This window comes from Bacillus sp. AM 13(2015) (genome assembly GCF_001518755.1).
Classification (GTDB): domain Bacteria; phylum Bacillota; class Bacilli; order Bacillales; family Bacillaceae; genus Bacillus; species Bacillus safensis.
In genome coordinates this window covers 87,311-108,937 of record NZ_LKCP01000032.1, presented here as the reverse complement: position 1 = coordinate 108,937, position 21,627 = coordinate 87,311, and the positions used below count along the sequence as shown (strand labels likewise).

29 protein-coding genes and 2 riboswitches are annotated in these 21,627 nt (G+C 42.4%); of the genes, 10 read left to right on the top strand and 19 right to left on the bottom strand.

What is annotated here, in order from left to right:
• Window positions 1–37 precede the first annotated feature (37 nt).
• Window positions 38–159, bottom strand: a riboswitch (SAM riboswitch).
• A gap of 221 nt (window positions 160–380) precedes the next feature.
• Genes AOQ70_RS04295 through AOQ70_RS04285 form a run of 3 tightly spaced genes read left to right on the top strand, consistent with a single transcriptional unit; the run spans window position 381 to window position 2,130 of the window.
• Window positions 381–1,121, top strand: coding sequence for an esterase family protein (locus tag AOQ70_RS04295; protein WP_059374962.1), 741 nt, complete (start codon window positions 381–383; stop codon window positions 1,119–1,121).
• A 52-nt stretch (window positions 1,122–1,173) separates the two neighbouring features.
• On the top strand, window positions 1,174–1,689 hold the full coding sequence (locus tag AOQ70_RS04290) for a YjcG family protein (RefSeq protein ID WP_039177859.1): 516 nt from the start codon (window positions 1,174–1,176) through the stop codon (window positions 1,687–1,689).
• Between the two features lie 6 nt (window positions 1,690–1,695).
• Complete coding sequence (locus tag AOQ70_RS04285) at window positions 1,696–2,130, top strand: GNAT family N-acetyltransferase (protein ID WP_039177857.1); 435 nt, start codon at window positions 1,696–1,698, stop codon at window positions 2,128–2,130.
• 83 nt (window positions 2,131–2,213) lie between these two features.
• Here the strand turns inward: AOQ70_RS04285 and AOQ70_RS04280 are convergent, their stop codons facing one another.
• Complete coding sequence (locus AOQ70_RS04280) at window positions 2,214–2,471, bottom strand: hypothetical protein (RefSeq protein WP_003210759.1); 258 nt, start codon at window positions 2,469–2,471, stop codon at window positions 2,214–2,216.
• A gap of 126 nt (window positions 2,472–2,597) precedes the next feature.
• Here AOQ70_RS04280 and AOQ70_RS04275 point away from each other — a divergent pair, with 126 nt between their 5' ends.
• Window positions 2,598–4,910 (top strand): ATP-dependent helicase, encoded by a 2,313-nt coding sequence (locus AOQ70_RS04275; RefSeq protein ID WP_059374961.1) that lies wholly within the window; start codon window positions 2,598–2,600, stop codon window positions 4,908–4,910.
• Window positions 4,911–4,926: 16 nt separating this feature from the next.
• Here the strand turns inward: AOQ70_RS04275 and AOQ70_RS04270 are convergent, their stop codons facing one another.
• From AOQ70_RS04270 to AOQ70_RS04260, 5 genes are all read right to left on the bottom strand, one after another.
• The gene (locus AOQ70_RS04270) at window positions 4,927–5,184 is read right to left on the bottom strand and encodes a stage VI sporulation protein F (protein WP_008348417.1); all 258 of its coding nucleotides are present in this window, start codon (window positions 5,182–5,184) and stop codon (window positions 4,927–4,929) included.
• A 138-nt stretch (window positions 5,185–5,322) separates the two neighbouring features.
• Entirely contained in the window at window positions 5,323–5,460 is a 138-nt protein-coding gene (locus AOQ70_RS19105; protein WP_024426457.1) for a YjcZ family sporulation protein, read from the bottom strand.
• A gap of 84 nt (window positions 5,461–5,544) precedes the next feature.
• Complete coding sequence (locus AOQ70_RS04265) at window positions 5,545–5,766, bottom strand: hypothetical protein (RefSeq protein WP_059374960.1); 222 nt, start codon at window positions 5,764–5,766, stop codon at window positions 5,545–5,547.
• A gap of 90 nt (window positions 5,767–5,856) precedes the next feature.
• Complete coding sequence (locus AOQ70_RS20055) at window positions 5,857–5,985, bottom strand: hypothetical protein (RefSeq protein WP_254967544.1); 129 nt, start codon at window positions 5,983–5,985, stop codon at window positions 5,857–5,859.
• Between the two features lie 71 nt (window positions 5,986–6,056).
• Window positions 6,057–6,407, bottom strand: a complete 351-nt coding sequence (locus AOQ70_RS04260) for a DUF1360 domain-containing protein (RefSeq protein WP_039177852.1) — start codon at window positions 6,405–6,407, stop codon at window positions 6,057–6,059.
• Window positions 6,408–6,574: 167 nt separating this feature from the next.
• Between AOQ70_RS04260 and AOQ70_RS04255 the strand changes: the two genes are divergently transcribed.
• The 5 genes from AOQ70_RS04255 to AOQ70_RS04235 all read left to right on the top strand — a co-directional run bounded on the left by AOQ70_RS04255 (window position 6,575) and on the right by AOQ70_RS04235 (window position 9,227).
• Window positions 6,575–6,970: a spore coat protein gene (locus AOQ70_RS04255; protein WP_228279989.1), complete on the top strand. Its 396-nt coding sequence runs from the start codon at window positions 6,575–6,577 to the stop codon at window positions 6,968–6,970.
• 44 nt (window positions 6,971–7,014) lie between these two features.
• Window positions 7,015–7,350 (top strand): hypothetical protein, encoded by a 336-nt coding sequence (locus AOQ70_RS04250; RefSeq protein ID WP_024425013.1) that lies wholly within the window; start codon window positions 7,015–7,017, stop codon window positions 7,348–7,350.
• Window positions 7,351–7,438: 88 nt separating this feature from the next.
• Window positions 7,439–7,942: a spore coat protein gene (locus tag AOQ70_RS04245; RefSeq protein ID WP_039177849.1), complete on the top strand. Its 504-nt coding sequence runs from the start codon at window positions 7,439–7,441 to the stop codon at window positions 7,940–7,942.
• A gap of 146 nt (window positions 7,943–8,088) precedes the next feature.
• On the top strand, window positions 8,089–8,580 hold the full coding sequence (locus tag AOQ70_RS04240) for a CotY/CotZ family spore coat protein (protein WP_003211658.1): 492 nt from the start codon (window positions 8,089–8,091) through the stop codon (window positions 8,578–8,580).
• Between the two features lie 203 nt (window positions 8,581–8,783).
• A complete protein-coding gene (locus AOQ70_RS04235; RefSeq protein ID WP_039177847.1) occupies window positions 8,784–9,227 on the top strand; it encodes a CotY/CotZ family spore coat protein in 444 nt (147 codons plus the stop codon).
• 35 nt (window positions 9,228–9,262) lie between these two features.
• On the opposite strand, the gene AOQ70_RS04230 is transcribed toward AOQ70_RS04235, so the two are convergent.
• The 10 genes from AOQ70_RS04230 to AOQ70_RS04185 form a co-directional block, all read right to left on the bottom strand.
• Complete coding sequence (locus AOQ70_RS04230; RefSeq protein WP_059374959.1) at window positions 9,263–9,913, bottom strand: CotO family spore coat protein; 651 nt, start codon at window positions 9,911–9,913, stop codon at window positions 9,263–9,265.
• A gap of 114 nt (window positions 9,914–10,027) precedes the next feature.
• Window positions 10,028–10,804, bottom strand: a complete 777-nt coding sequence (gene fabI, locus AOQ70_RS04225; protein WP_059374958.1) for an enoyl-ACP reductase FabI — start codon at window positions 10,802–10,804, stop codon at window positions 10,028–10,030.
• A gap of 149 nt (window positions 10,805–10,953) precedes the next feature.
• Window positions 10,954–11,760: a bifunctional hydroxymethylpyrimidine kinase/phosphomethylpyrimidine kinase gene (thiD, locus tag AOQ70_RS04220; RefSeq protein ID WP_058838857.1), complete on the bottom strand. Its 807-nt coding sequence runs from the start codon at window positions 11,758–11,760 to the stop codon at window positions 10,954–10,956.
• Window positions 11,761–11,776: 16 nt separating this feature from the next.
• Complete coding sequence (locus tag AOQ70_RS04215; RefSeq protein WP_059374956.1) at window positions 11,777–12,790, bottom strand: thiazole biosynthesis adenylyltransferase ThiF; 1,014 nt, start codon at window positions 12,788–12,790, stop codon at window positions 11,777–11,779.
• Entirely contained in the window at window positions 12,787–13,554 is a 768-nt protein-coding gene (locus tag AOQ70_RS04210) for a thiazole synthase (RefSeq protein WP_039177841.1), read from the bottom strand. The genes AOQ70_RS04215 and AOQ70_RS04210 overlap by 4 nt, the downstream gene beginning before the upstream one ends.
• A 4-nt stretch (window positions 13,555–13,558) precedes the next feature.
• Entirely contained in the window at window positions 13,559–13,762 is a 204-nt protein-coding gene (gene thiS, locus AOQ70_RS04205; protein WP_059374955.1) for a sulfur carrier protein ThiS, read from the bottom strand.
• Window positions 13,759–14,871, bottom strand: a complete 1,113-nt coding sequence (gene thiO / locus AOQ70_RS04200; protein WP_058838854.1) for a glycine oxidase ThiO — start codon at window positions 14,869–14,871, stop codon at window positions 13,759–13,761. Before thiO ends, thiS begins: the two co-directional genes overlap by 4 nt.
• Entirely contained in the window at window positions 14,855–15,472 is a 618-nt protein-coding gene (tenI, locus tag AOQ70_RS04195; protein WP_058838887.1) for a thiazole tautomerase TenI, read from the bottom strand. Before tenI ends, thiO begins: the two co-directional genes overlap by 17 nt.
• A complete protein-coding gene (tenA, locus tag AOQ70_RS04190) occupies window positions 15,447–16,157 on the bottom strand; it encodes a thiaminase II (protein ID WP_039177838.1) in 711 nt (236 codons plus the stop codon). The genes tenI and tenA overlap by 26 nt, the downstream gene beginning before the upstream one ends.
• 78 nt (window positions 16,158–16,235) lie before the next feature.
• A riboswitch (TPP riboswitch) is annotated at window positions 16,236–16,345 on the bottom strand.
• Window positions 16,346–16,404: 59 nt separating this feature from the next.
• Window positions 16,405–18,246: a monovalent cation:proton antiporter family protein gene (locus tag AOQ70_RS04185; protein ID WP_059374954.1), complete on the bottom strand. Its 1,842-nt coding sequence runs from the start codon at window positions 18,244–18,246 to the stop codon at window positions 16,405–16,407.
• A gap of 162 nt (window positions 18,247–18,408) precedes the next feature.
• Here AOQ70_RS04185 and prpE point away from each other — a divergent pair, with 162 nt between their 5' ends.
• Window positions 18,409–19,152 carry a bis(5'-nucleosyl)-tetraphosphatase PrpE gene (gene prpE, locus AOQ70_RS04180; protein WP_058838852.1) on the top strand — a complete coding sequence of 248 codons (744 nt, stop codon included), beginning with the start codon at window positions 18,409–18,411 and terminating at the stop codon, window positions 19,150–19,152.
• A gap of 37 nt (window positions 19,153–19,189) precedes the next feature.
• Here prpE and AOQ70_RS04175 read toward each other — a convergent pair whose 3' ends face one another.
• From AOQ70_RS04175 to AOQ70_RS04165, 3 genes are all read right to left on the bottom strand, one after another.
• Entirely contained in the window at window positions 19,190–20,086 is an 897-nt protein-coding gene (locus AOQ70_RS04175) for an RluA family pseudouridine synthase (protein ID WP_197412170.1), read from the bottom strand.
• 17 nt (window positions 20,087–20,103) lie between these two features.
• Entirely contained in the window at window positions 20,104–20,904 is an 801-nt protein-coding gene (locus AOQ70_RS04170) for an NAD kinase (protein ID WP_039177835.1), read from the bottom strand.
• A gap of 63 nt (window positions 20,905–20,967) precedes the next feature.
• Window positions 20,968–21,597 carry a GTP pyrophosphokinase gene (locus AOQ70_RS04165; protein WP_039177834.1) on the bottom strand — a complete coding sequence of 210 codons (630 nt, stop codon included), beginning with the start codon at window positions 21,595–21,597 and terminating at the stop codon, window positions 20,968–20,970.
• Window positions 21,598–21,627 lie beyond the last annotated feature (30 nt).

Here is a 21,627-nt window from a genome sequence, read left to right as displayed (position 1 = left end):
AACCCCTTCTTCTTAGAAGAAGGGGTTTAATCGCTTCCTCTTATCTTCCAAGCAAAAAAGCTGCTTGCTGGATTTAGCACCTTGGTACATCACATGAAGTGATGCATACCGGTTGCTGAGGTTTCAAAGGGCCAGTCCCTCCACCTCTCACGATAAGAATGTGTTGTCTGTCTGTTCTAATTCTTAATACTGTAACCCATTAAATCTCATTTTTCAAGGGGAAATGTCATGATTAATTAAAATTTTCTGTATTTTATAACAGAATCGATGTTATACGGTTTGATTGCATGTTAGCATATAGGAACAACGCTGTTTTTCGTGTTACAATGAATGGAAACGTTTCACTTTATGATGAATTTGGTTAGCTGGAGGAATGGATTATGGTGAAGAAAACAGGAATCATTCAAGAAGAAACCTTACAGTCAAAAGAACTTGGGGCGGACATGACTATTTTGATCTATTTGCCAGTCAATTACTCCCCCCTTTATACATATCATGTCATCATTGCCCAGGATGGTCATGATTATTTCCGCCTAGGCAAAATAGGCAGACAGGCAGAAGAATTGATGCAGAACAAAGAAATGGAACGCTCGATTATCATTGGTGTCCCTTATGAAAATGTTACGGAGAGACGGAACACGTATCATCCAGACGGCACAAAGTTTGAAGCGTATAAACGCTTTTTAGCTAATGAACTGGTTCCTTATATTGATGAACACTATCCAACCTATCAAATTGGATCAGGACGTACGTTAATTGGTGATTCACTGGGTGCGACGATTTCCCTCATGACAGCCATTGATTATCCTTCTTTATTTGGCGGGCTGATTTTGCAGTCCCCTTATGTTGACGAGTCGGTTCTAGAAGCCGTCAAACAGTCGACAGCCCTTTCTCATTATGCGATTATCCATCAAATTGGGCTGGAGGAAACCGCTGTGAAAACAACAGATGGCCAGGTGCTTGATTTTGTTCAGCCGAATGATGATTTAAAGGCCCTTCTTGAACAATCTGGAGCGGATTATTTATTTGAGACATTCGAAGGGGATCATAAATGGACGTATTGGCAGCCGCTCATTGCGCCTTCGTTAAAAAGAATGCTCCCATATTCGTTAATCAACTGAATTTTGTTATAATAAATAATAATAAATACTTTCTTATTCAGGAGGGAACATGATGAAATACGGAGTTGTTATATTTCCATCAAAAAAATTGCAAGATATTGCGAACTCTTACCGGAAGCGTTATGATCCGAACTATGCACTCATACCGCCTCATTTAACATTAAGAACACCTTTTGAATTAACGGATCTAGAAGCGGCTGAGGTCGTCTCAACGTTAAGAGATTATGCAAAAAATGCTTCTCCTATTACGTTACGTATTAAAAAATTCAGTTCATTCGCTCCTGTAAACAACGTCATTTATATGAAAGTAGAACCGAACGAGGACATCATGGCGCTCAATGAAAGATTGTACGCAGAGCCACTGGCTGGTACACCTGAATATGCCTTTGTTCCGCATGTGACAGTGGCTCAAAAACTATCAGATGATGAGCATTCAGACGTACTTGGTACATTAAAGCTGAGAAAGATTGACCATGAAGAAACAGTGGATCGCTTCCACCTTTTATATCAATTAGAAAACGGATCTTGGACCGTCTATGAAACATTTATTTTAGGAGAAGAGGGTTAAAGACATTTGAAAACAGTCATCGCAACAGAACAAACACAACGAGAAGATGCATATTACGTTCGAAAAGAAGTATTCGTCAAAGAACAAGAAGTTCCAGTAGAGATCGAAATAGATGAACTAGAGGACAAAGCCACCCATTTTGTCATTTACAATGATGACAAAAAGCCTCAGGCGGCCGCTAGACTGCGGATCATTGAGGGATCAAAGGCAAAGCTAGAAAGAATTTGTGTGTTAAAAGAGGCGCGCTCCTTCGGCCTTGGCCTCAAGCTATTAGAGGCGCTAGAAACAGAAGCAATTGCTAATGGAGCAAAAGAAGCGGTGATGCATGCCCAAGTCCATGCGCTTCCTTTCTACGAAAAGAAAGGCTACAAAGCGGTTTCTGAACCGTTTGAAGAAGCTGGAATCACCCATGTCAAAATGACAAAAACACTGTCTGTTTGACCAAAAGAAAAGCCAGAGCATTCAAGATGCCCTGGCTTTTTTCTTTTTCATTATCGTTCGCCAATGGAAGAAAGCGCAATCATTTATATATACGTATTGATATGAACGCCTTTTCCTTCCTCCATAAACATATCTCGTACAAAGCGTTCCCGCTTTTTTTGCTGTACTTTCGTTTCCGCTTCTGTCACTAAGTCCTCTTTTTTCTCCAGCTCTCTGTAAATCTTGTCATGAAAGGTGCGAGTAACCTTTGTTACTTTCGCGTAGTCTTCTTTATCCTGAGGAGCTGGACGATTGATATATTGAAAATACAGATCCGGCTGAATCGGGGCTATATATCCCATCAAGAACGCCTCCTTTGCTTCTCTCTTACTCTACTATTCCCTAATTATGACTGTTTGAAACACGCCTCATTTGATATGATTAGATGTGTTTCATTTTAAGATTGATTGACTATTGGAGGACTAGCTTTGAAATGCGCACGACGACATGATCGAACGATCTCATTACATACGTATTCGAGAGAACATTATCAATTCCTCCATGACGAGGGAAAAAAAGGACAATTATTCTGCCCATATTGCGGACAACCGGCCTTTTTTAGATTAAATATACATGATGAACCTGCCTTTATTCATAAGCACATGTCTCAGCAAGAGATTTGTGAACAAGCTGAAGAACAAGCAGATCATAATCAAACGGCTGAACAGGAGGAAAAGGCTTCCTATAAAGAACTTGGCGGCTTCCGTTTTCCAACCGGCAAACAGATCATCTCGCAAACTAGCGAATCATATGACTGGCAGGAACCAAAGTCGATTCAATTTAGCGACGCCTTACATTTAGAAGAAAATGAACAAGTTCATACGATCGACCTCTTCCCGCATATCACCTTTAGCACACCGCAGCTTCAAGCTGTCACACATTTAGATGGTCCGATGCTTGTGCTGGCTGGTGCCGGCAGCGGGAAAACAAGAGTCCTGACGGCTAGAGCGGCTTATCTCATGTCCCATCATCATATTCCTGCTCACCATATTTTACTCGTAACTTTTACTACAAAAGCGAGCAGTGAGATGAAAGAAAGACTGCGCAAGCAATACCAGCTTCATCCTTCACAAGCCAGCCAAGTGGTGACAGGCACCTTCCACAGTCTTTTTTATAAAATGCTGCTTCACGATGACGCAAATAAATGGAACGGCCAGCATCTGATAAAGTTTGACTGGCAAAAGGAGCAATACATTCGAAAAGCCATAATGAATGAAGGACTTGATGAGAAAGACTACCCTACTGATCAAGTGCTGCAATCCATCGGCTATTGGAAAAATGCCTTTTTACCAGGTGAACTTCCTGATTTGAAGGATGAAAAGGAAAAACACATGTGGACGATCTATCAATCATATGAACAACAAAAACGAGATCATCAGCAATTTGACTTTGATGATATGGCGATTGCCTGCTTACATATGCTGACAGAACAGCCTGAACTGTTAAAACGGTATCAAGAACGATTCCAGTATATTTTAGTTGATGAATTTCAGGATATTAATCCAGTGCAATATCGCTTGATTCAACTTTTAGCCGGAGAATCAGAGCAGTTATTTTGTGTAGGCGACGATGATCAAGCCATTTACGCATTTAGGGGTAGCAATCCTGCTTTCATCCTTGAGTTCAAACAGGATTATCCTTCGGCTCAGATCGTCCATTTACATGCGAATTACCGCTCTCATCATACAATTGTCGCAAGTGCAGATGCGATTATTAAGAAAAATCAGCATCGTTATGAGAAGACGTTAAAAGCCGTTCGGGCGGAGAAAATTCCGCCGACGCTCTTTTATCCATATGATGAAGAAGAGGAAGCGACGATGATTGTCGCAGATATTCAGGAGAAAATTAAAAACGGCGCAAAGCCGAATGACTTCTGCGTGCTGTTTCGTACGAATACAGGCGGCCGTGCGATTTATGAACGGCTGCATCAATCGGCCATTCCGTATGAAACGGATGCTGGCGTCAAAGCCTTCTACAGCAGACGAATTGTTCGGGTACTCCTCGCCTTTCTTTCCTTAAGTCAGGATGCAGATGATGTGACCGCCATGAAACAGCTGCTGCCGGTTTTCTTTTTAAAGCAGCAAACGCTGAATACACTAAAGGCACTGACCATCACAGAGGATTGTTCAATGGTAGATGCGCTCGGTAAGCTGACAGATATACAGCCGTTTCAACGGAAAAAGCTGCAATCAATCGTTCCTTTGTTCCGAACGTTACGAACATTAAAGCCATCGGACGCGGTGACATTTATTGAACAAAAGATGGGACTCGGTGATTACTTAAAAAAACGGGTGAACGATACGAATGTACTTGAAAAAGGGACAGATGATGTACGTGATGTGAAAACAGCTGCCAAACGCTTTGAAACGATTGAAGCCTTTCTCGCACATGCCGAACATATGAAATCTGCCGAAAAGGAAAAAACAGATGAACCCGGTGTTCAGCTCATGACGATCCACCGTGCAAAGGGACTTGAATTCCAGACAGTATACATCACTTGTGTGGTCGACGGAGCACTGCCTCATGATTTCTCACTGGATGAACTCAGAAACGGTGATGAAGAAGCGCTGGAAGAAGAGCGCCGTTTATTATACGTGGCCATGACAAGAGCTGAACAATCTCTTTATCTGTCTGTTCCTTCATTTAGACGAGGCAAAACGGCTCATCGTTCTCGCTTTTTGTATCCTCTTCTAAAGAAAAACCGTGAATTATTTACGCAAAAACAACAGGCCCCCCTTTAAACGGAGAGCCTGTTGTTTATTTTTTGTTATTCATCATTTTAGCGATTGTATTGAAATCAAGCTTTTCTTTTCCACTTGTAATCGATTGAACGATTTTGTCTTCCATTTCTTTAGGTACACGTTTGTTCGCAAGCTGCGCTACTTTTTTAATGACACCTCGAACGGTATTCTCATCTTTAAAGTTGGCATTTTGCAAAGAACCTGCAAGTTTAAACACATCATTCATATTCACACCGGTTTTGTTTTCTACGCTTTTAAAGAATTTATTATCCATTCATTTGCCTCCTCTTTGTGGAGTAATCACCTTACTATATGAAAATAGGCGGGATATGTGCCTATCCTAAAACCTTGTTTGACCAAAGAGAAAGGAAAGCAAAAGGCTTCCCCCTTGCTTCCCTCACCTTCTTACTTTTTAGTAGTTAAAGAAAGAAGCACCAACGATGATTAGAAGGATGAAAAGCACGACAACAAGAACAAATGTTGATCCATATCCGCCGCCGTAGCCACCACCGTAGCCGCCGCAAGAACCGCCACCGTAACCGTAACTCATATTTAAGCACCTCCTCTTCTCCCTTACAAAGTATGAAAAATGCAAGAAATGGTTTGGACGATCACATAAAAAAGTGCGGAATTTTTATTTCTGCTGTTTAAAGACGTAATCTGCCTCTGTATGACGCATCATGAATGTTTCTGTTTCTTTTGCAAAAGCCTCCATCTTCACGCCAAATGCTTTTAAGTGCTCCTCAAGATCATGCGCTTTATCCGCTAGATCCATTTCAGCCTTTTCGTGCGCTTGTTCTTTCCCATCATGGGGTTTAGTGAACAAGGAACCGATTAATTGTTCGAATGCATCCATTCTGGTCACCCCTTCTCTCTTACATATGCACCACTCAAAAAAAGGGCAACAAAAAAACCGGATAAATCCGGCTTTTGTTTTTCTCTTCTATTATTGAGGTTTCTTTTTGTTTCCACAGCCGCAGCCTGTTTTCTTGATTTTTTTCGTATATACAGATTGTTGATTTGACTGCGCTGGATAACCTTGAAGCATATGTGACGGCGTTTCAGTTGGTTTCATCGCAACCCTTCCTTTCCTATTCCTTGATAGTATATGCATTTATTGAAAGCGTGTCTGATCAGAATGCCTGTTTATTTCACAAGCTTCGAGACGACCGCTTCAATGATGCCTGCTGCTGCGGCAATCGCTAATAGTAAATTAAGCCACATGCTGATGACAGGAAAAAGTATGTATATCAGAAGTAAGGCAGCAGTGCACCACATGCCAGTACACCAATAACAGCTTAACAGTTCTCCAACCCAGGACCGCAGCCCTTCACCTTTAATGATGATATATGTTTCGACTTCACCTTGTTCATTTACCTCTTCCTGTTCTTCATGAAATAGACGGCGGAAAGGGGCAGTAATGGTATCAAACACAATCAGTCTCGTCAGTCTAAAGGATGCGAGGGCAAACACGACAAATGACAAAGCACCGCTCAGAAGCCTCCACCTCCTTCTTTCTTCTTTTTCCGTCCTTTCTTTATATATGCAAGAAAAAAGACTGTCATGATGAATCGAGTGGAAATAAAATTGGGTTGTACTTTTTCACACTTTCCGATTCCAACTTGAGTCGTTGCTGCATTAAATAATGTATAGATAAGAAAGGAGTGAAAGTATTGTCTATTGAAGAAAGTGCTGAAATATTATATACACAACTGTTAAACGAATTAATCAGCAATTATGATGATTTCATTGAGATCAAAGATTCGGAAAATGTCACAATTCATAAAACAGATGTAACAGCTGCACTCTCCCTTCAAGCGACCGTAACGACAATCATTACTCTTTTAATCCAAATTCTTGTACCAGACGATGAAGTGGCTGCTGACATCACAGATCAGCTTTTAGCTGTGCAACAAGTGGAAGTCCAAAAGAAAACTGTGATTCAAATCATCAACTGCTATAACATTACAATTACATTATCAGATGCATCCATTATGAACTCCGTCCAAATTCTCACTCAAACATTGAATGTGCTCTTAGTTGAAGCCGGCATTCTTTGACCCTTTCTTTTTCTAACATGACGTATGAAAGAGGTGAAATCATCGTGGCTGAAGAGAACGAAAAAAAGGAATTTCAAATCAATACGGATATTGATCCATTAACAAGTCTTCTTGTCAGTGATGTGTTAAACAAAAACAATATCACTGATGATCAGAAAGCAAAAATTTCAGATGATCAAAGAAGAATGATTTTGAAATTAGTCGAGGACTTACAAAAGAAAGCAAATGATTTCGTAGAACAGCAGCAGGAGAAAAAAAGGCAGGCTGAGGCAGCAAAACAGCCAGAAGAAGTAGTGCCTGAACCAAAAGTACGTCCAAATCGAAATTCACTTCGAAATCGTATTCAGCAGCGTCGTAATGCTCAGCGTAATAACGATTAAATAAAAATGGGTTGCCTGCTAGGGTAAATGCCCGAGACAAAACAACGCATTCCAGCATTTAATAAAGTAAACGGAAGGAGGAATAGAAATGGATTCTAAACCATATTCTTGGGTCGCTCTAGATCGTAACTGTTCACACCACGGACACCACAGATACCACGAACACCACGACGATTGCAACTATGAAAGAAAAGCACTTTGTGACGATTATTATGATGACGAAGATGTCTTACAAGATTTGGATCAAGTAAGCTTCACAAAGCAGACATCTGAAGAGGTCATTATCGTTAGGGACTCTTGTGACATTAACGTATCTTCTGTCGATGCACAGGTTGCAGCATCTATCCAAGTAGCGATTCAAACAGCGATCATCACCATTACAAACATCTCAATCGCAGACGGTGATTTGGCAGACCGCGTCACGCAGGATCTCTTACAAGCTGCTACTCACAAACAAACAAACCGCCAAAAACTTGTCATCGAAAATTCAAGAAACGTTACAGTATCTACAATCGATGCGGACATCTCTATCGCAATCCAAACACTTACACAAACTCTTGTTGCGACAATCGTTGCAATCGGCATCCTCTAATGTCCAAAAGCAGAGCGAAAAGCTCTGCTTTTCCTTTTATAAAAATACAACAAATATAAATGGTCATTTACCCACACCAACTAGAGGGCGCATACATATGTTGTTAAGGACTAAAGTCAAATACCTTGTTAAAGGAGCTGAAATCCATGAGCTGCGGAAAACACCATGGCCGACATGATGAAAACTGTGTATGCGATGCGGTTGATAAGATTTTAGCAGAGCAGGAAGCTGTAGAAGATAAATGTCCTACGAGCTGCTACAGTAATTTATTAAGCCCAACAGTTTCTGGAAAAGATACGATTCCGTTTTTACTTTTTGATAAAAAGGGCGGGTTGTTCTCTACTTTCGGAAATATTGGAGGATTCGTTGACGATTGCCAATGCTTCGAATCTATTTTCTTCCGGGTTGAAAAATTACACGACTGCTGTGCTACGTTATCTGTATTAAGACCTGTTGATGTACACGGACATACGCTAAGCGTGTGTCACCCTTGTGACCCTGACTTCTTTGGTCTAGAAAAAACGGACTTTTGTATTGAGGTTGATTTAAACTGCTTCTGCGCAATCCAATGCTTAAACCCAGAGCTTGTCGACAGAGTCATGCCATCGAAAGATAAAAAGCATCATCACCACGGCTAAATCAACAGGCCGATCATCTAACTTGTCATGAGTCAAAGCATCCCCTTCCTTACGAATGACAGCCAATTATGCGGAGCAGTCGGCATAAGTAGCGGCCGCTTCCGCATTGGTTAAAAGTAGATGCACGAACCGGCAAAAATAGCTTGTAGATGATAACAGTGCTCAAACACTCAAACAAATTTCCTAGTATAGGAGGGTTGAATATGAGCCGCAAACATTCATGGAACTGTGTAGCAGAGGCTGTTGAAAACATTCACGACTTACAAAATGCCGTCGAAGAAGATTGCCCGACCAGCTGTTACAGCAATCTCCTTTCTCCATCACATTCTTTAGGTGACACTGTCCCATTTGTTCTCTTTACATCCAAATCAAAACCATTCGTCGCATTCGGAAATGTCGGAGAAGTAGATCCAGGCCCTTGCTTCAGCACTGCATTTTTCAGAGTCGAACACATCTCTGATCACTGCGCAACTCTCAGCTTGCTTATCGCATTTGACAAAGACCGTCATATTTTAGATTTTACAGATAAAGATTCCTTATGTGATGTGTTCCGATTAGAAAAATCAAAATATTGCATTGAAGTAGACCTTGACTGCTTCTGCGCAATCGAATGCCTAAATCCAAGACTCATCAACCGTAACTGCTAACAAAAAAAGTCCCTATATGGGACTTTTTTTCTTTGTTAAAAACCAAGCGGGTGGATGGAAGAAATCTCAGCAATCGCTAATTCGACTGGATTTCCCCCGCCTGCTGTACGAATGATCACAGTATCATCTTTTCGATCCATGATGATTCCTCTATATGTTTTACCATCAGCTTCAATCAGACAAAGAGCCCTTGGCATATTATGAGGCAGTCTTGTGAGAAAATCGACTTTTTCATCAATACTCATCTGACTTAAAGGCTTTTTCACTCGTTTTCTTCTTGGTTCTTCTTTTGTTTCATGAAAGACACCTTCTGGCTGGTTTCCTTCTTCTTGCTGAGGCTCTTGCTTTTGTATGAGCTCTGGTTCTTGTATGTTCTCTTGTTCCTGTGCAAGCTCAGCCTCTTGTGCGATATCTTGTTCTTTTGTAAATTCGGCTTCTTGTTTTATATCTCGATCTTGCTGGTGTGCAGGTGGCTCGGCTTCTTTTTTCTGCTCTATTTCTTGAATCGCAGGCTCCTGCTGCGTGCTTTCTTCGATCTCGCCTTTTGCATTATGATCACTTTCTGGCTGTTTTTCTGATTTTTTTCGCTTTCTCACAATATTTTGCATGGCCGGCTTTGATTCTTGATAGCTCGGCTGAACAATATACATCAGCGGCTTTTGATTCTCATCACCTTTATTTGACATACTAATCCCTCCCGAATGATTCATTCCTTATATATATGAACGGAGGCCTCAAATCAGAAGAAAAATAAAAAAACAGCATACCTTTCATCGGTATGCTGCAAGTCATGTATTCGTTTAGCGGGCAATGATATGGAAGCCAGAATCAACATGCAGATTCTCACCTGTCATGCCGCGAGATAGATCACTGAATAAGAATAGAGCTGTATCGCCAACTTCTTCAGGAGTTGTTGTACGGCGAAGTGGTGCACGCTCTTCAATATCCTTCAGAATGGTATTAAAGCCGCTGATGCCTTTTGCAGATAACGTACGAATTGGACCAGCAGAAATACTGTTCACGCGGATGCCTTCTGCGCCTAAATCAGCTGCTAAATATTTCACACTTGCTTCAAGTGATGCTTTCGCTACACCCATTACGTTGTAGTTAGATACAACACGTTCTCCGCCTAGGTATGTAAGCGTCACAATGCTTCCACCCTCTGTCATTAATGGACGTGCTGCTTTTGCTACAGCAGTTAATGAGTATGAACTAATGTTGTGCGCCAAAAGGAAACCTTCACGATTCGTGTTCAAGTATTCGCCAACAAGCTCTTCCTTATTTGCAAATGCAATGGCATGCGCAACGCCATGAATGACTTGTACTTTTTCTTTAATTTCAGCAAAACATTTCTCGATTTCTTCATCACTTGTCACATCACACGGAAGAATAATTGAATCATCACGCTCAAGTGTGCTTGCAAGCTCTTTTACCGATTCAGCAAGACGATCTCCAACATAAGTAAAAATCAAACGAGCTCCAGCTTCATGAAGTGAACGGGCAATTCCCCAAGCGATGCTTCGTTTATTGGCAACACCCATCACCACGATATTACGGCCTTCTAAAGAAAAGTTCATATGTAATAAAGCCTCCTATTTTTTCAAGACATAGTATTAGTACCTGATCATAATATTATCACAGATCATAAGAGAATGACAATTTCCTCTGAAAGAAAGTTTCATTTTCGCAAAAAAACCGCCCTCACAAGGAAGGCGGTTCGATTCCCTTAACGTTTGATTCTGTTTTGCTGATAAGCAAAATGGTTCGTAGGCCCGTGTCCAGATCCAATTCGTAAAGGGAATTTGATCGCTTCATGGACAAAGGTTTCTGCTGTTTCAAAGGCTTCCTTTATCGAATAACCTTTCGCAATTTCAGCTGTTAATGCTGCTGCAAACGTGCAGCCTGTGCCATGTGTATGTGGTGTATCAATATGTTCATTTGTGATTTCAATAAAGCCTTTTCCATCATACAGCAGGTCTGTAATCATCCCATCAGATGGACCATGGCCGCCTTTGATCACGACATGTTTCGTACCGAGCTCATAAAGGCGCTCTGCTGCCAGATAGCGATCCTCTTTCGTCTGAATACGTAAACCTGACAGTACTTCTGCCTCAGGAAGATTCGGCGTTACAGCATAGCTCACAGGCAGCAAGTGTGTTTTCATCGCAGCGACCGCATCTTCATTTAATAAAGAGGCTCCCCCTTTTGCGATCATGACTGGATCTACAATCAGCTTCATATCATATTGAACCGTTTTTTCAGCTACGATCTTGATCATGTCTGCACTCCACAGCATCCCTGTTTTGACGGCATCTGGCAGTAAATCTTCTGCCACTGCATCTATTTGACGCTCTAACGCCTCAATTGAAAGCGGATATATCCCATGAACACCTAGTGTGTTTTGCGCAGTAATCGCTGTGATTGCAGACATTCCATACACACCGAGCTCCTGAAAAGTTTTCAAATCTGCCTGAATGCCTGCTCCGCCGCCAGAATCAGAACCCGCGATTGTGAATGCTTTTTTGATCGTCATTTCTTCACACCTCTCATTAGCCAATCCATTGATGATAAATAGTTCTTGCTTTGGCAATATCATTGGTTCCATGAACAAGCGCTCTGCCATCTTTAAATAAGACAAGCTTAAATTCATCCTTTTGACATGAAAGCAAATATGGATTTTCAAGCACATCCATCCCTGCTTTCTTTAACCGAAGAGCTACTTCATGTAAAGGTGGCGGTGTTTCTGCTGCACTGCGGATTTGTACCGTATTACGGCCGCATAGTACATCTGCCTTCGCACTCTTCTCATATGAAAGAAATGGATACGTCTTAAGTCCACAGCTTGGACATTGCTGCTTCTTTAAAGACGCGACCGACCGAATGTCAGACCGTTCATTTTTCCATAAATCGAAGGATTTTAATATTGGCGTCACTTGATGTCCTGTTAAATATTTAAGTGCATCTGCCACTTGATATGCGGCCACCTGCTGCACAACTGGACTAATGATACCTGCTGTATCACATGTCATGCCTTGTGCAGGTAAATGTTCAAGCAGACAGTGTAAACACGGCGTCTCACCAGGAATCACAGTAAATTGAATACCATAACTGGCTACACAGGCCCCATAAAGGAACGGAATTTGATGTTTGACAGCAGCATCATTTGCAATCATTCTTACCTCAAAATTATCCGCTGCATCGACAATGATCGAAGCCCCGCTGACCAGTTCGTCAATATTGTGAGCAGTCACATCAATCACGATGCCTTTGACGTAAACGTCACTGTTTACTTGCTTGAGTCTTTTTTCAGCCGCCACAGCCTTTGGCAGCCGATCCTTCACGTCTTGCTCCGTGTAAAGCTGCTGGCGCTGAAGGTTGCTCCATTCAATATAATCTCGGTCCAAAATGGTGACAGATCCAACGCCGGCACGAACGAGCATTTCTGCACTAGCCGTTCCAAGTGCCCCCGCTCCAATAATGACCGCCTTTGAGTCATTTAGCCGCTTTTGTCCCTCTGTTCCAATTGGCTGAAAAAGCTCTTGGCGTGAATAACGAGTGCTCAAAATGACGGCATTCCTTCCTGTGGACTGCTCGCTGTCCCATAGTTTTTCAGGGGAATACGTCCTGCCTCATAGCCTAGTCTTCCTGATTCAATCGCCAGTTTCATTGCTTTTGCCATTTTCACAGGATCCTTTGCACCAGAGACAGCGGTATTTAGTAATACTGCGTCAGCTCCAAGCTCCATCGCATAAGCTGCATCCTTCGGAGAACCTACGCCAGCATCAATAATGACCGGCACCTTCGCCTGCTCGATAATAAATGAGAGATTCAGAGGATTTAGTAAGCCTTGGCCTGAACCAATCGGAGAAGCACCTGGCATGATGGCGTGGACACCGAGTTCTTCTAATTTTCTTGCGAGCACCACATCATCAGATGTATATGGCAGCACGATAAATCCTTCTTCGAGCAGCATTTCAGATGCTTTTAATGTTTCAACTGGATCTGGCAAAAGAGACCTTGAACAGCCAATGACTTCTACCTTGATCATGTCACACAGCCCAGAAGCCCTTGCTAAACGGGCAATACGCACTGCCTCTTCTGCTGTACTTGCACCAGCTGTATTCGGAAGCAGCGTATATCTTGATAAATCAAGCTGCTCTAGAAAATTAGGCTGAGATGCTTCGAATATGTTCATCCTTCTGACAGCAAAGGTTAAAATTTCGGCTTCCGATACGTTCACCGCTTCTTTTTGAACCTCAAATGATGGGTACTTCCCTGTTCCGAGTAATAGTCTTGATGTGAATGTTTTTCCGCCAATGTGCAGCATTGGATCATCCTCCTCCTACAAAATGAACGATTTCAATCGTGTCATTTGGTTGAATCACTACTTGTTGAAACGCTTCTTTATCAATGATTTCTTGGTTCTTTTCAAAGATCACCACACGGTTTTCAAGCTGATAGGCTGATAGCAGATCATAGATCGTTCCATTCTCTTGATCGAAGTCAACGATTCTGCCATTCAATTGAATCTTCATACGAATAGTGCCTCCTTTCGTCCAATACGAAATGCGTGAAGCCATTCCTCTTTGACCGGTTTGTCTAATATGAGGTCACGAATGATTTCTCCAGTAATCGGCGCAAGTAAAATGCCATTCCTGTAATGCCCTGCAGCAAAAAGAATACGCTTGTCTTCTGGATGTCTTCCGATATAGGGATGCCGGTCGTTTGTCGCCGGACGAAGGCCTGCCCAGCACTCTTCAATCGGCATCTCTTTAATAGAAGGCATAAGCTGAGACGCCTTTTGAATCACAGCTTCCATGCCGCCAAGCGTTGGAACAGCCTGCCACTCGTTTGGCTTCATCGTTGCACCGATAACAAGCTTTCCACTATCTCGCTGAACGATATAACAATGATCATGATAAATGGTGTGTGCGAGCGCTGGACCGTTATTCCATACAGACACACATTCTCCTTTTACTGGATAAAGAGAATGAGATAATCCGAGCTCTTCAAAAAAACGGCCAGACCATACACCACTTGCAACTGTCAGGTCATCACATGTGAATGTGCCCTTCGTTGTTCTGACAGTTAACACTTCTTTGTCCCGCTTCACTTCGATCACAGGTGTACACTCTTTCACATCTGCTCCGTACCGGACCGCCGCCTGCCACAAAGCCCTGCATACAGCATAAGGCTCCACATGCACATCCTCTTCAATCAAACCTGCTCCCAGCATGTGATCTGTGACTTGAGGCATGCATTTTTTTACGCTGCTTGCATCAAGCCACTTAAACGTAGACAAATGCTGCATCCGGCAAAGGGCCTGCTTCTCTTCTTCAGTAAAGGCGACCTTCATGATGCCGCCTGCTGAAGTCCGAATATCAATGCCTGATTCATGCAAAAGATCGACCTTTAATTTTTCGTATAATGCCTGGCTTGCTCTGCCTGCCTGAAAGAAAATATCCTCATGCCCCTCTCCTTCAGCATGTGCACCGAGCATCCCGGCAGCCGCACTTGTCGTTTGCTTTCCTATCTCATTCGCTTCAAATAAGATCACCTGTTTTCCTGCTTTTGCAAGGTGATAGGCGATTGACATCCCTATGATTCCACCACCAATGATTGCAACGTCATAATGCTTTTTCATAAGGATTCTCCTTTACCTTTTCAGAAAATGCTTGTGCCATCATAAGCGGCTGATGATGAGTAAAAATCCCAGACATGACAGCGATTCCTTTCACATGAGCGTGTTTCAATTCTGGAACTCGTTCTGGGGTCATCCCGCCGATGGCCACCACTGGAATTGTTAGTGCAGAAGTCAGTTCTTTCACAAGCTGTACACCTCTTGCCTGGAGTCCTGGTTTACAAGAGGTGTCATATACGTGCCCAAACATGACATACTCTGCTCCATTTTTCTCTGCTGCTTTCGCTTCTTCTATCGAATGGACGGACACCCCTGCATGAAGGTGAGGGAATTTTCTTCGCAGCTCCTTCGGCGAAAAGCTATGGCCCGGAAGATGCACCCTGTGAATATTGGTTAGCAGCGCCACGTCTACTCGGTCATTGATCACGAGCTTTTCTTTCGGCACACCTTCTAAAAGGAGATTCTTCACGAGATCAACAAGCTCACCTGCTGTTTTAGAACGTTCCCGAATATGAATAAAATCCACTTCAGACGCAATGGCTTTTATTTGTTTGATCAGTTCACCCGCAGGAAGCGAATCATTTGTCACTGCGTGGAGTTCCATTTGCACCAACCCCATCTAAGCATGCTGTTTGCCACAATTCTTTTTGATACGCCATCTCCCAAAAATGATATTCGTAATAGCTTGAAATCACAAAATTTTCTTTCATATTGGCGCGTACATGTTCTGGTGCTTTTTCTGCTAGTTCATCAAAGCGGTTCACCTGTTCGAAAACGAGTTCCTTAAACCAATCGCCTCCATATGTCAAAATCCATTCTTGGTAAATTGGATGGTCAGGTGTTGTTTGTTTTAGCTTTTCACCTACCTCATAATAGAGCCAGTAACACGGTAATAACGCGGCTAAAATCTCTTCAAACCGTCCGCTTTTTACAGATCGATACATATGAGAGGTATACGCATAAGCAGTCGGGGAAGGCTTAAAGTTCTCAATGGCTTCATCAGAAATTTGCAGAAGCTCTGTAAATTTCCTATGCAGCGACAGCTCTGCTTCATACGTGCCCTGGGCATGATACGCCATTCTGCCCGTCGTATGTAAGTCCTCACTAATCGCCGCTCCATATGCCTGCACCTTTGCAAAATGAGTTAAATAATACGAATCCTGCATCACGTAATAGGTGAAACGATCGAGTGAAAGTGTGCCATCCCCAATCCCTTTGACAAAAGGATGCGTAAAGCTTCCATTCCACCATGTTGCTGCAGCCTCTTTACATTCTGTTGAAAACGTCATGTTCCTCTCCTCCTGTTTTTCCATATAAAAAAGCCACTTTCCGCGTGGAAAGTGGCTTGGAATTTGTAAAAAGCATAGTCAAAAACCGCACCACTTCCCTACGCAGGTATGAACCTGTTCAGGTAATGAGGGTCTAAAAGTCGACACTTTTATCTCAGCCCTTTTAAAGGACTCCCCTAGTGGATCAAATATATGATGTTGTACCTCTATCTTAATCAGGAATTGTTCATTGGTCAAGGGTTCATTGTCATTCTAATTGGGCTCTTAGTCCTGCTACATACTCCCGGGAGCCCGATACAAGCACACGGTCGCCGCTTCTAAGTGTCGTATCTCCATGCGGTACTAAGCTGTCTACCCCTCTGAAAATCCGGACAAATACCAAATCACCGGTGAAAGGAAATTCTCTCAGCATGACATTATGATAACGATGATTGTTCATTTGAATTTGATACAAAGAAGAATCCTCATTTGTTAGCAATCGAATCGCATCAGGTGCTTCAATCAAAGCTCTTAGCACTGTTTTAGATGAAAGGAAAGTAGAAAACGTATCAATGCCCGCTTCCTTCAATGTCAGCTCTGCCTCAGCTTTGTTGACACTTGCAATGACTTGTTTTGAACCTTCTTCTTTTGCAAATAAAGCAATTTCCTTATTTTTTGTCTCACTGCCTGTTGCGACGACAAGGACATCCTCTTGGCCGACGCCTGCCTTTCTCAGCGTCTCATCGTCGTATTGTTCAATTGATTCGACTTCAAAGATAGAGTCTGCCAGCAGTACTTCCTTATTTTCTTGAAACACATGCAAAATCCGAATGTCATATTCATCCTGATGCAAATCAAGTGTGACAGGTAAGGTCAGCTGATTTGCACCAATAAAGGTCACACGCTTCTTATGGCTCGCCGCTTGTTCTTTTTTAAAGAGCGCTTTAAACCAAACAGGTGTTAAAATACTCGTTAGCACAGCAACTAAAATCAGCGCTCCAGACATTTTACGATCAATGACACCGAGCCGCTCACCAATCGTCGCAGCTGCAATGACGAGAGATAATGTTGAAGTTAATAAAAAGCCTGAGCCGATGACCTTATTCATGTCATACCATTTTTTCAAATAAAGAATTGGGATGAGTTTACTTATAAGCAACGCAATAAACAGCAGCGGAATCATGATCATGATGGTTGGATCCTTAAACAGTGCCCATATATTCAGATCCACTCCGACCATCACAAAAAAGATCGGGATTAAAAATCCGTAGCCAAATGAGTCCAGCTGCTGAACGAGCTCTTTATTTGGCGAAAGAAGGGACACAAGTACGCCAGCTAAAAACGCCCCAAGAATATTTTCAGCCCCGAGTGATTCAGATAAGGCAACTAAGACTATAATGAGAGTAAAGATTGCCCTTGTCCCAATTTGCACGGTTCCTTTTGACATCGACTGAAAAATTGACTTTGTCTTAAATACGCGGCCAAATAAATAAAGAAGAATGCCTGCAGCAAATAATAAGAGCAGAAGCCACATGTTCCCTGTTCCATCTCCATAAATGGAGGAAAACACAGCAAGTAAAATCATCGTGACCAAATCAGCAATGACAGCTACAAGCAGAATGATTTGACCGATATTCGTCTGCATCAACTTTTCCTCTTTTAAGGTTGGCACCACTACGCCTAATGAGATGGTAGAGATAATGAGCGTCATTAAAAAGGCATTTTGGATAAACCCTGCGAGTACAAACGCATAGGACAGGATAAAAGAAATACAAAATACCCCAAGAAAAATAATGGTGGCTGCTTTAAATGTATTTGGTTCTTTTAAACCATTTGGAAGTTCTCGTGCTTTCTTCTTTGACTCAAAAGAAGAAAAATCTATTTCAAGTCCACTTAAAAACATCAGAAAAATAAAACCGAGCATGGATAATGTATCTAACCACGCATCATGTTCGACAACCAGTTGAAGACCGCTTTTCCCAATGATGAGCCCCATAATGATTTCAGCTACAACGACCGGAATGGTCAGCTTAAATCGGTGCAATAAAATAGGGGTGAAAAAGGCGACAATAATAACGACAACGAGTGATGAAACAGATGTATGCTCCATTGGCTAAAGCCTCCTAACATTCATGTTTAATTTTAAAAGTCTTACGTTAAAGCATTGATTCTAACAATTGCCTAAATGAAATGAAAGCCATTCGTTATATTTTCTAAAATTCAAACTTCTTTATATCCGACGAATGGATGAAAAAAATCAGGAGGAAACCTTATGAAATTCGATATCATTGGCGATATCCACGGCTGCTACGAAGAGCTGCTTACCCTCATACACAAACTAGGATACGAACTCAAACATGGATTACCCGTCCATCCTGATAAGAGAACGCTGGCCCTTGTTGGTGATTTAACAGATCGAGGGCCTCAGTCAGTAGACGTCATGCGATTTGTCATTCATGCCTATTCACACGGTGCAATCCGATATGTACCTGGCAACCATTGCTTTAAGCTTTATCGTTATTTAAAAGGAAATCCCGTCAAATTGCTTCATGGCATCGAAACGACAGTGAACGAAATAAAAAAACTGCCAACTCATGAACAAAACAAATTGTCACATGAATTTAAGCAGTTATTCGAGAAGGCTCCGCTTTATGATGTACTCATTCCTGATGAGCTGATCATTGCACACGCAGCGATGAAGGAAAAGGATATTGGAAAAAAGCCGAATAAACAGATGCGGTCCTATTTATTATTTGGTGCCGTCACAGGAGAAACATGGCCAGATGGACGGCCTGTTCGCAAGGACTGGGCAAAGGAATATCACGGAAAACCGTGGATTGTGTACGGCCATACACCTGTGAAAGAACCTCGATTCGTTGGCAGAACCGTCAATATTGATACAGGCTGCGTATTTGGCAACAAACTGTCTGCCCTCACATACCCTGAGCTTAAAACGGTCTCCGTTCCCTCATCTATGCCTTATGACGATTCAAGATTTCAGCATTTCACATTATAAAAAAACCCGGCCCTGCGATGCAGGTGACCGGGTTTCTCTAATTAAAAAGCAAGGATTTCATATCATCAGGAAGCGGAGCTGAAAATGTCATTTGCTCACCTGTCATCGGATGAGGAAACACAAGGGTTTCACTATGCAGTGCCTGCCTGTCTATCCGCTCGGCCCTTCCGCCATACAGCGTATCTCCGATGAGCGGATGCCCAAGAAATTGCATATGCACACGAATTTGATGTGTTCTCCCGGTTTCAAGCGTGAGAGACACATCCGACATATTCAACTCAGCGATTACCGCTCGCACGGTATAATGCGTCACTGCCTCCTGCCCAGTATCATCAACCATCCGCTCGATGATACTATCCCCTTTTCGGGCAATTTTTGCAGCGATGGTTCCATGTTTTTCTGTGATCATGCCATGTGTAAACGCTCTGTATGTTCGCTTAACCGCTCCACTCTTTTGCGCCTTAGATAAAAGGCTATGGGCAAAGCGATGCTTCGCCACAAGCATAACACCAGATGTATCACGATCAAGACGGTTCACTAAATGAACCGTATGCCGAACAGACTGCTTTGCATAATGGTGCAGTAATCCATTCGCAATACTGTGCTCGGGGTGCTCCCGAGAAGGGATCGAAGGAATATACGGCCTTTTATTCAGCACAAGGACATGCTCGTCCTCAAATATAATATCAAGCGGAATCGGTGCAGGCTTCAGCCCTTCACTCACTTTTTCCTCGGGAAATAAAATAGTGAGCCTGTCCCCTTCATGCAGCTCATATCTCACGGTAACATGCTCTCCATTAATGAGGAGGTCACCGCCATCAAACTTAATATCCGTCAGCATTCTTTTCGAAATACCAAGATCAATTAAATATTCCTTTAAAAACAGCCCTTCTTCTTTGGCTGTCATGGTTTTGTTTAACGTAAAGTATTCCAGCGAGAACAACCTCTTTCTTATTCTCCTTTTCCGATAAAGGAATCTTGCACCCTTTTCCAAAACGGAAACGGTCTAAATCTAGCAAAACGGACATTCTCATCTGCCACCCGGCATTGAATGGATTTGACGTCTTTATGAAGCAGCGTCAAATGATCAATCGTCACCTGAAAATCGACATCATTCCTCGGCTTAATCACACAAGTATGGTGGTCAGGCAAAATAAGCGGTGAACCGACCGTCCGGAACACTCTGTTGTTGATTGAAGCCATTTCTGCCAGCTGAATGGCTCTAATGGAAGGATGAATAATGGCGCCTCCAAGTGCCTTATTATAGGCCGTACTGCCTGATGGAGTAGACAAACAAAGGCCGTCACCTCTGAATGTTTCAAACAGCTGTCCTCTGATTTCAACATCTGCCACAAGTGTCCCTTCCATGCTTTTAATCGTACATTCATTCATTGCTAAATATTTCTCTTCTCTGCCGCCGTCGTTGTATCTGACAATGACCTCTAAGATTGGATATTCCACAATATGATAAGGCGTTTTCGCAATGGCTAAGACGAGCTTTTCAATTTCACTCGGCACCCAGTCAGCATAGAAGCCAAGATGACCTGTATGAACACCGACAAAGGCTGTTTCATTCAGACGGTTGCTGTAGCGGTGAAAGGCATAAAGAAGGGTGCCGTCTCCACCAACCGTAATGACAAGATCCGGTTCCTCTTCATTTAGTTCCATGCCAAAATCCAATAAGTAGGTCTGAATTTTACTTTTGAGCGTGTCAGATACAGAATTCCCTTTTGAAGAAACTGCAAATTTCATGAATTCTTCTCCTTTTTCACCTTGCTGCTATGAGAGGGCAGCATCATATTTGATCAAACTGGCTCAGCTGTCGTTTTTCTTTTTCCTGGAAAATGCCACTTGTGCTTCTTGAATTTCCCCTCTAATTTCGGACATTTCTTCATCGAGACGAGATGCTGCCTCAGATGCTCTTTGAAGGCGCAGCTTGACCTTCTCCGGGATATTCCCGCTATATTTATAATTCAGAGAATGCTCAATGGTCGCCCAAAAGTTCATCGCAAGCGTACGAATTTGGATTTCGACAAGGAGCTGCTTCTCTCCGTTGATCGTTTGCAGCGGATATAACACAACAAGATGGTAAGAGCGGTATCCGCTTTCTTTATGTTCTGCAATATAGTCGCGTTTATCTACAACCACAAAATCTTTACGTGACTGGAGCATTTTTTTCACGACTTGTATATCTTCTACAAACTGGCACATAATGCGAAGCCCAGCAATATCCTGCATCGTTTCAATCTCATGCATCGGGATGTTTTTACGCTTTGCCTTTTCTAATATGCTGGCAACGGGTTTTACTCGGCCTGTGACAAATTCTACTGGTGAATGGTCATCCTCGAATTCATACAGCTTTCGAATGCCTTTTAGTTTCACTTTTAATTCTTCGACTGCTTGTTTATACGGTGCGAGGAATTGATCCCATTGTTTTTTGTCCATGAAACTTCCCCCAATTCCATATACCTAATT

Coding starts and splice junctions, on each gene's coding strand:
- AOQ70_RS04235 (WP_039177847.1), top strand. CDS start 8,784: ATGAGCCGCAAACATTCATGGAACTGTGTAGCAGAGGCTGTTGAAAAC.
- AOQ70_RS04245 (WP_039177849.1), top strand. CDS start 7,439: ATGGATTCTAAACCATATTCTTGGGTCGCTCTAGATCGTAACTGTTCA.
- AOQ70_RS04280 (WP_003210759.1), bottom strand. CDS start 2,471: ATGGGATATATAGCCCCGATTCAGCCGGATCTGTATTTTCAATATATC.
- AOQ70_RS04165 (WP_039177834.1), bottom strand. CDS start 21,597: ATGGACAAAAAACAATGGGATCAATTCCTCGCACCGTATAAACAAGCA.
- AOQ70_RS04270 (WP_008348417.1), bottom strand. CDS start 5,184: ATGGATAATAAATTCTTTAAAAGCGTAGAAAACAAAACCGGTGTGAAT.
- AOQ70_RS04265 (WP_059374960.1), bottom strand. CDS start 5,766: ATGGATGCATTCGAACAATTAATCGGTTCCTTGTTCACTAAACCCCAT.
- AOQ70_RS04290 (WP_039177859.1), top strand. CDS start 1,174: ATGAAATACGGAGTTGTTATATTTCCATCAAAAAAATTGCAAGATATT.
- AOQ70_RS04170 (WP_039177835.1), bottom strand. CDS start 20,904: ATGAAATTTGCAGTTTCTTCAAAAGGGAATTCTGTATCTGACACGCTC.
- fabI (WP_059374958.1), bottom strand. CDS start 10,804: ATGAACTTTTCTTTAGAAGGCCGTAATATCGTGGTGATGGGTGTTGCC.
- AOQ70_RS04240 (WP_003211658.1), top strand. CDS start 8,089: ATGAGCTGCGGAAAACACCATGGCCGACATGATGAAAACTGTGTATGC.
- AOQ70_RS04210 (WP_039177841.1), bottom strand. CDS start 13,554: ATGCTGCACATTGGCGGAAAAACATTCACATCAAGACTATTACTCGGA.
- thiD (WP_058838857.1), bottom strand. CDS start 11,760: ATGACGATCAAAAAAGCATTCACAATCGCGGGTTCTGATTCTGGCGGC.
- prpE (WP_058838852.1), top strand. CDS start 18,409: ATGAAATTCGATATCATTGGCGATATCCACGGCTGCTACGAAGAGCTG.
- AOQ70_RS19105 (WP_024426457.1), bottom strand. CDS start 5,460: ATGAGTTACGGTTACGGTGGCGGTTCTTGCGGCGGCTACGGTGGTGGC.
- AOQ70_RS04230 (WP_059374959.1), bottom strand. CDS start 9,913: ATGTCAAATAAAGGTGATGAGAATCAAAAGCCGCTGATGTATATTGTT.
- thiS (WP_059374955.1), bottom strand. CDS start 13,762: ATGAAGATTCAATTGAATGGCAGAATCGTTGACTTCGATCAAGAGAAT.
- AOQ70_RS20055 (WP_254967544.1), bottom strand. CDS start 5,985: ATGAAACCAACTGAAACGCCGTCACATATGCTTCAAGGTTATCCAGCG.
- AOQ70_RS04295 (WP_059374962.1), top strand. CDS start 381: ATGGTGAAGAAAACAGGAATCATTCAAGAAGAAACCTTACAGTCAAAA.
- tenI (WP_058838887.1), bottom strand. CDS start 15,472: ATGGAACTCCACGCAGTGACAAATGATTCGCTTCCTGCGGGTGAACTG.
- tenA (WP_039177838.1), bottom strand. CDS start 16,157: ATGACGTTTTCAACAGAATGTAAAGAGGCTGCAGCAACATGGTGGAAT.
- AOQ70_RS04185 (WP_059374954.1), bottom strand. CDS start 18,246: ATGGAGCATACATCTGTTTCATCACTCGTTGTCGTTATTATTGTCGCC.
- thiO (WP_058838854.1), bottom strand. CDS start 14,871: ATGAAAAAGCATTATGACGTTGCAATCATTGGTGGTGGAATCATAGGG.